This window comes from Nocardioides pelophilus, assembly GCF_014180685.1.
GTDB classification, from domain to species: Bacteria; Actinomycetota; Actinomycetes; order Propionibacteriales; family Nocardioidaceae; genus Nocardioides; species Nocardioides pelophilus.
This window is the reverse complement of record NZ_JACEHF010000227.1, coordinates 1-5561: the sequence shown is the minus strand read 5'-3', so window position 1 is coordinate 5561 and position 5561 is coordinate 1. Positions and strand designations below refer to the sequence as shown.

General features: G+C 70.0%; 6 protein-coding genes. 3 read left to right on the top strand and 3 right to left on the bottom strand.

The window, feature by feature from the left end:
• Window positions 1-149: 149 nt before the first annotated feature.
• On the bottom strand, window positions 150-1025 hold the full coding sequence (locus H0488_RS21765) for an aldo/keto reductase family oxidoreductase (RefSeq protein ID WP_183101303.1): 876 nt from the start codon (window positions 1023-1025) through the stop codon (window positions 150-152).
• A gap of 136 nt (window positions 1026-1161) precedes the next feature.
• On the opposite strand from H0488_RS21765, the gene H0488_RS21760 reads away from it, so the two are divergent.
• The gene (locus tag H0488_RS21760) at window positions 1162-1593 is read left to right on the top strand and encodes a winged helix-turn-helix transcriptional regulator (RefSeq protein WP_183101302.1); all 432 of its coding nucleotides are present in this window, start codon (window positions 1162-1164) and stop codon (window positions 1591-1593) included.
• A 3-nt stretch (window positions 1594-1596) separates the two neighbouring features.
• Here H0488_RS21760 and H0488_RS21755 read toward each other — a convergent pair whose 3' ends face one another.
• Window positions 1597-3129: an MFS transporter gene (locus tag H0488_RS21755; protein WP_183101301.1), complete on the bottom strand. Its 1533-nt coding sequence runs from the start codon at window positions 3127-3129 to the stop codon at window positions 1597-1599.
• 14 nt (window positions 3130-3143) lie between these two features.
• Window positions 3144-3749 (bottom strand): class I SAM-dependent methyltransferase, encoded by a 606-nt coding sequence (locus H0488_RS21750; protein WP_183101300.1) that lies wholly within the window; start codon window positions 3747-3749, stop codon window positions 3144-3146.
• 106 nt (window positions 3750-3855) lie between these two features.
• Between H0488_RS21750 and H0488_RS21745 the strand changes: the two genes are divergently transcribed.
• Both H0488_RS21745 and H0488_RS21740 read left to right on the top strand, forming a co-directional pair.
• Complete coding sequence (locus H0488_RS21745; protein ID WP_183101304.1) at window positions 3856-4422, top strand: helix-turn-helix domain-containing protein; 567 nt, start codon at window positions 3856-3858, stop codon at window positions 4420-4422.
• Window positions 4423-4508: 86 nt separating this feature from the next.
• Window positions 4509-5561, top strand: a 1053-nt coding sequence (locus tag H0488_RS21740) for an MBL fold metallo-hydrolase (protein WP_183101299.1), incomplete at its 3' end; no start/stop codon positions are given.

The window sequence follows — 5561 nt, the reverse complement described above, 5'->3', positions numbered from 1 at the left end:
GGAACGACTGTCCAACGGCCGGATCTCCGAGGCCCTGGCGCCCGCCCGGCTCGCCGCCGTCCGTGCGGACGTCGCGCAGCTGCGCACCGCACTGGGTCTCTGACCGACCTCAGAGGCGATGTCCCGGAGCCTTGCCCGCGGGTCGAGGCTCACGCACCGATCTCGTCCAGCTCGGCCAGGTCGTCGGCGGAGAGGGAGATGCCTGCGCCGTCGGCGTTCTCGCGCAGGTGCGCGACCTTCGAGGTGCCAGGGATGAGCAGGATGTTGGGTGAGCGCTGCAACAGCCATGCCAGCGCGATCGACATCGGCGTCGAGCCGAGTCGGTGAGCGACCGCCGAGAGGGAGGAGGACTGCAACGGGCTGAAGCCCCCGAGAGGGAAGAACGGCACGTAGGCGATGCCGTGGGAGGCGAGCCGATCGATCAGCTCGTCGTCGTGTCGGTGGGCGAGGTTGTACCTGTTCTGGACACACACGACCGGTGCGATGCTCTGCGCCTCTGCGACCTGCTCCTCAGTCACGTTGCTGACTCCGAGGTGGCGGATGAGGCCTTGTTGCTGGAGGTCTGCAAGAGTCCCGAACGCCTCTGCGATCGAGCCGGGCTTCGGCCCCTCGGCATCTCCCATCCGCATGTTGACCACGTCGAGCACCTCGACCCCGAGGGCCTTCACGTTCTCGTGGACCTGCTGCCGCAGGTCTTCGGGTCGCCGGGCGGTCGGCCACCCACCGGCCCCGTCACGGGTGGCACCCACCTTGGTGACGATGTGCAGGGAGTCGGGATAGGGATGCAGGGCCTCGCGGATCAAGCTGTTGGTGACCCGCGGCCCGTAGGCGTCGCTGGTGTCGATGTGGGTGATCCCCAGGTCGACCGCCTCCCGTAGGACGGCGAGCGCCGCGTCGTGATCGGCGGGCGGGCCCATGACCCCCGGGCCGGCCAGCTGCATGGCGCCGTAGCCGAAGCGGCTGACCGTGAGGTCGCCCAGCGCGAAGCTGCCGCCGGGGAGAGTGGTGGTGGTCGTCGACGTCACGGTGGTGTCCCTTCGCGTTGTGGTGGTTGTGCTTTCGAGTGCTGTGCTCCATCTTGGGAATGCAACTCTCTGTTGGGAAGTAGGCACTTCAAGGTGCGTTGCTCTCCATCTTCGTTCTGTGAAAGGCACTCACGCGATGACGACGAAGCAGGATCGGGCCGAGCAGGCGAGGATCCAGTTCAACGCCTTCCTCGCGGTGTGCCCGAGCCGTCAGCTGTTGGACCGGATCTCGAACAAGTGGGTGGTCCTCATCCTGTGCGCGTTGGCAGGTGACGGCGACGCCGAGCCGAGCGAGGACGACGCCCCCACCGCGATGCGCTACTCCGAGCTGTCCCGCCTGCTGGCCGGGGTGAGCCAGAAGATGCTCACCCAGACATTGCGATCCCTCGAGCGCGACGGGATGGTGACACGCACCGTCACCCCCACCGTCCCGGTCACGGTCACCTACGAGCTGACCGACCTGGGCGAGTCCCTGCACCACGTGACGCGAGGTCTGAGGAGCTGGGCACAGGCTCACATGGCCGAGGTGCTGGACAACCGCGGGTCCTACGACGCCCGCGACGAGTGAGCGTCACCCGCCGCGTGGTCCCCGAACGAGGATGAAGACCTGGAGCGCGGCCATCAACCCGACGCCGACCCACATGGCCTGCTGCCAGCCGATGACGAACGACTCCTCGGCCGCTGCCCGGATCTGATCGGCGTAGGCACCTGCAGTCCTGCTGACGGCGTCGGCGTTGGCGACCCCCTCACGGGCGACATCAGCGAGGGGAGCCGGAACCCCGTCGAGCCGGCTTCGCGCGGCGTTCTGGTAGCCGCCGGCAAGGAGCCCTCCCAGCAAGGCGATGCCGAGCGCGGCCCCGAGCTCCCGGGTCAGGTCGTTGAGAGCGGAGGCGACACCTTGCTGCTCACGAGGCAGGGACGACGTGATCGCCTCGGTCGAGGGAGTCATCGCCAGCCCGGTGCCCAGTCCCATCGCCATGAGCCCGGGCAGCACGCTGAGGTAGCCGCCGTCGGCGGAGACCAGGCCCGCCATGAGCGCCAGACCGCCGGTGGCGATCGTCAGCCCGGTCGTCATGGCGGCGCGCACCCCCACACGGGCCGCGAGCAACGGCGCGAGCCCCGAGGCGACCATCATCAGCAGCGCCATCGGCATGAGCCCGAGGGTCGAACGCAGCCCGCTCCACCCGAGCACGACCTGGAAGAAGGGGTACAGCATCAGCGCAACACCGGCCTGGACCCCGAAGAGGACCAGCAGCAGGGTGGAACCGGAGGAGAGCCCGCGGGTGCGGAAGTGACGTACGTCGAGGAGCGGGCTCGCCTGCCGCAGCTCCCAGAGCACGAACCCGGTCGTCGCCGCGACAGCCACCGCCAGCGTGGTCACGATGAGCGGGTCACCCCATCCGTGGACGGGGGCCTCGTGCAGGGCATAGGTCAGACCGACCGCGGCGACCACCGACGTCAGGGCGCCGAGCAGGTCGAAGCGTCCGGGAGCGGGTTGGCGGGAGTTCGGGACCGCGCCGAGACCGATCACGACCGCCACCGCGGTCAGGGCGATCGGCAGCACGAACAGCCACCTCCAGCTGGCGACGTCGACCAGCAGCGCGGACAGGTACATGCCGGCGATGCCGCCACCGCCGGCCACGGCGGTCCACATCCCGATCGCTCTCGACCTCTCGCTGTCGGGGAACGTGGAGGTGATGACCGACAGGGTGACGGGCATGATCATCGCCGCTCCCACTCCGCTGGCCAGCCGTGCGCCCAGCATCACCTCCACCGTCGGCGCGACAGCAGCCGCGAGGTTGGCGACCCCGAAGACGGCGAGCCCGATGAGCAGCACCGGCTTTCGGCCCCACCGATCACCAGCGGCACCCAACGGCAGCAACAGGGCCGCGAGCGCGAGCGTGTAGGTGTTGATGATCCACAGGACGGTGCCCTGGGAAGCGTTGAAGGTTTCGGCGAGCTGTGGCTGGGCCACGTTGAGCCCGGACACCGAGGCGACGACGGCCATCAGCGCGATGCAGACGGCCCACAAGATCGCGCGGCGCTGCCGTGAGTCCTCGATGACGACGTCGCCGAGGCCGGACGGGGCGAGAGGGGATGACATGAGAGCGGCCGTGCTCAGCTGGTGCGGTGGACCCGCACGACGACGTCACGGAGGTCGGTCACGCCACCGCCTGCTTCGACCGTTCGGGAGCTCTCGTAGCCGGTGTCGATGCGCCAGCTCGCTCCGGCGAACAGCTCCTTGATCTCGGCGACTGCCGCGGTGGCGTGCTCCGGATGAGCGCCATGGTCGTGCGCGACGATCAGCAGTGTGCCGCCCGGTGCGACCCACGAGGCGATGCGGCGGTAGAAGTCGAGCTGCCCCGCGGCGGGGTGCGCGTAGCTGGTCACCACCAGGTCCCAGCTGCGCTCGGGCTCCCACGACGTCAGGTCGGCGTGGACCCACTCGAGGTGGTCGGCGAGGCCGGCGGCGTCCGCCCGCGCCGCCGCCGTCTCCAGCGCCGCGGACGAGATGTCGGCGCCGGTGACCGTCCAGCCCTGCGCGGCCAGCCAGAGCGCCTCGGCGCCCGTCCCGCAACCCGCGTCGAGGGCTGAACCCACCTCAAGGGCAGCGGTCTCCGTGGAGAGGTACGGGTTGGCCGGCATCTGCTCGCTCCGCGCCGGGGCGTCCCCGGAGCTCCAGTGCTTCTCCCAGTAGGACTGATCGAAAGTGTGGTCGGTCATCTCCGCCTTCTTCGCTCGTTTCTCAGGTGTCCACGAGCATCCGGCCGACTCGCCCTCTGTGCAAAGTTCCTTGCCAAATGGCAAAGTGATGGCCGTGAGTGATCCGATGGACGACGCCATGGATGCGGTCGGACCGCGTTTGAAGCATCTGCGCCTCAGGCGAGACATCACGCTGACGCGTCTTGCGGACGAGACCGGCATCTCGATCAGCACGCTGTCCCGTCTCGAAGCCGGGCTCCGAAGACCGACACTGGAGCAGCTGTTGCCGCTCGCGCGCTTCTACGGCGTCACTCTCGACTCACTCGTCGACGCCCCCCGCACAGCCGACCCGCGGGTCGACCTCCGACCGCTGTCGTGCAGCGACGGGTCGGTGATCATCCCCCTCACGCGCAGACCCGGGGGCATCCAGGCCTACAAGTTCGTCCTCCCGCCCGGCAGGGACGACGCCGTTGCCGACCTGCGCTCCCACGAAGGATTCGACTGGGCATACGTCCTCAACGGCACGTTGCGGCTCGTGCTGGGAGACCAGGACCTCCTCCTCAAGGCCGGCGAGGCAGCCGAGTTCGACACCCGTACCCCGCACTGGTTCGGCGCGACCAGCCGCGGTCCCGTCGAGTACCTCAGCCTCGTGGGCCGGCAGGGCGAACGTGCCCACGTCCGGACCACCGCCTGAGCCATCGCGCGGTCTGTCATTCCAATATTCTATGGAATAACGTAGGGTAGGCGCGTTCGCGATTCCGGCACTGCACAGGAGGACCGATGGCTGACCTCGAGGTGATCCCGCTGGTCGACGAGGGGCTCGGCAACTCGGCGTACCTGCTCGACCTCGGCGACGGCCGGGCGCTGGCGGTGGATGCCAGCCTCGACCTGCGGGCGCTGCGCGCGGCCACTGCCCGGCGCGGGCTGCGGATCGCGTACGCCGCGGACACCCATCTGCACGCCGACTTCCTCAGCGGCGCGCTCCGGCTCGGGGCCGAGGACGGCGCGGTCGCCCTGGCGTCGAGAGCCGGCCACCGGGAGTTCCCGCATCGCGCGCTGGTCGACGGCGACGAGATCGACCTGGGCGGCCTGACCCTCCGGGCGCTGGCCACCCCCGGGCACACCCATGAGCACCTCGCGTTCGAGGTCCTCGACGGGTCGCGGGTGCTCGGCGTCTTCACCGGAGGATCGCTCCTGGTCGGGTCCGCGGCGCGCACCGATCTGGTCTCCCCGGAGCGGACGGAGGAGCTGGCGCGGGCGCAGTACCGGTCGCTGAAACGGTTGGCGGAGCTCGACGACGAGGTCGCGGTGTGGCCCACGCACGGGGCGGGCTCGTTCTGCTCCGCCCCGCCCGGGGCCGAGCGCACGTCCACGATCGGCGCCGAGCGCGCCACCAACACGCTGCTCCGCGCCGCCGACGAGGATGCGTTCGTGAGCCAGCTGCTGGCATCGCTGGGCAGCTTCCCGCCGTACTTCCTGCGGCTCGGCGAGATCAACCGTCGCGGGCCCGCGCCCGTCCACGGAGACACCCTGCGGCCGCTGTCGGCGGACGACGTCGCGCGGCTGGTCGCGGACGGCGCACAGCTCGTCGACGTACGCCCGGTGCCCGACTTCTCCCGAGCCCACGTGCCGGGATCGGTGTCGATCCCGCTGCGGCCGGTCTTCGCGACCTGGCTCGGCTGGCTGGTCGAGGACGACCGGCCGATCCTGGTCGTGCGCAACACCGACCAGGACCCCGCCGAGATCCTCTGGCAGGCGCGCAAGGTCGGCTACGACCAGATCGTCGGTGAGCTCGACGGCGGCCTGGTCTCGTGGACCGACGCGGCGCGGCCG

What these genes read in the sequence shown, in the direction of transcription:
- H0488_RS21745 (WP_183101304.1), top strand. Translation starts at nt 3,856, where the DNA reads ATGGACGACGCCATGGATGCGGTCGGACCGCGTTTGAAGCATCTGCGC.
- H0488_RS21750 (WP_183101300.1), bottom strand. Translation starts at nt 3,749, where the DNA reads ATGACCGACCACACTTTCGATCAGTCCTACTGGGAGAAGCACTGGAGC.
- H0488_RS21760 (WP_183101302.1), top strand. Translation starts at nt 1,162, where the DNA reads ATGACGACGAAGCAGGATCGGGCCGAGCAGGCGAGGATCCAGTTCAAC.
- H0488_RS21755 (WP_183101301.1), bottom strand. Translation starts at nt 3,129, where the DNA reads ATGTCATCCCCTCTCGCCCCGTCCGGCCTCGGCGACGTCGTCATCGAG.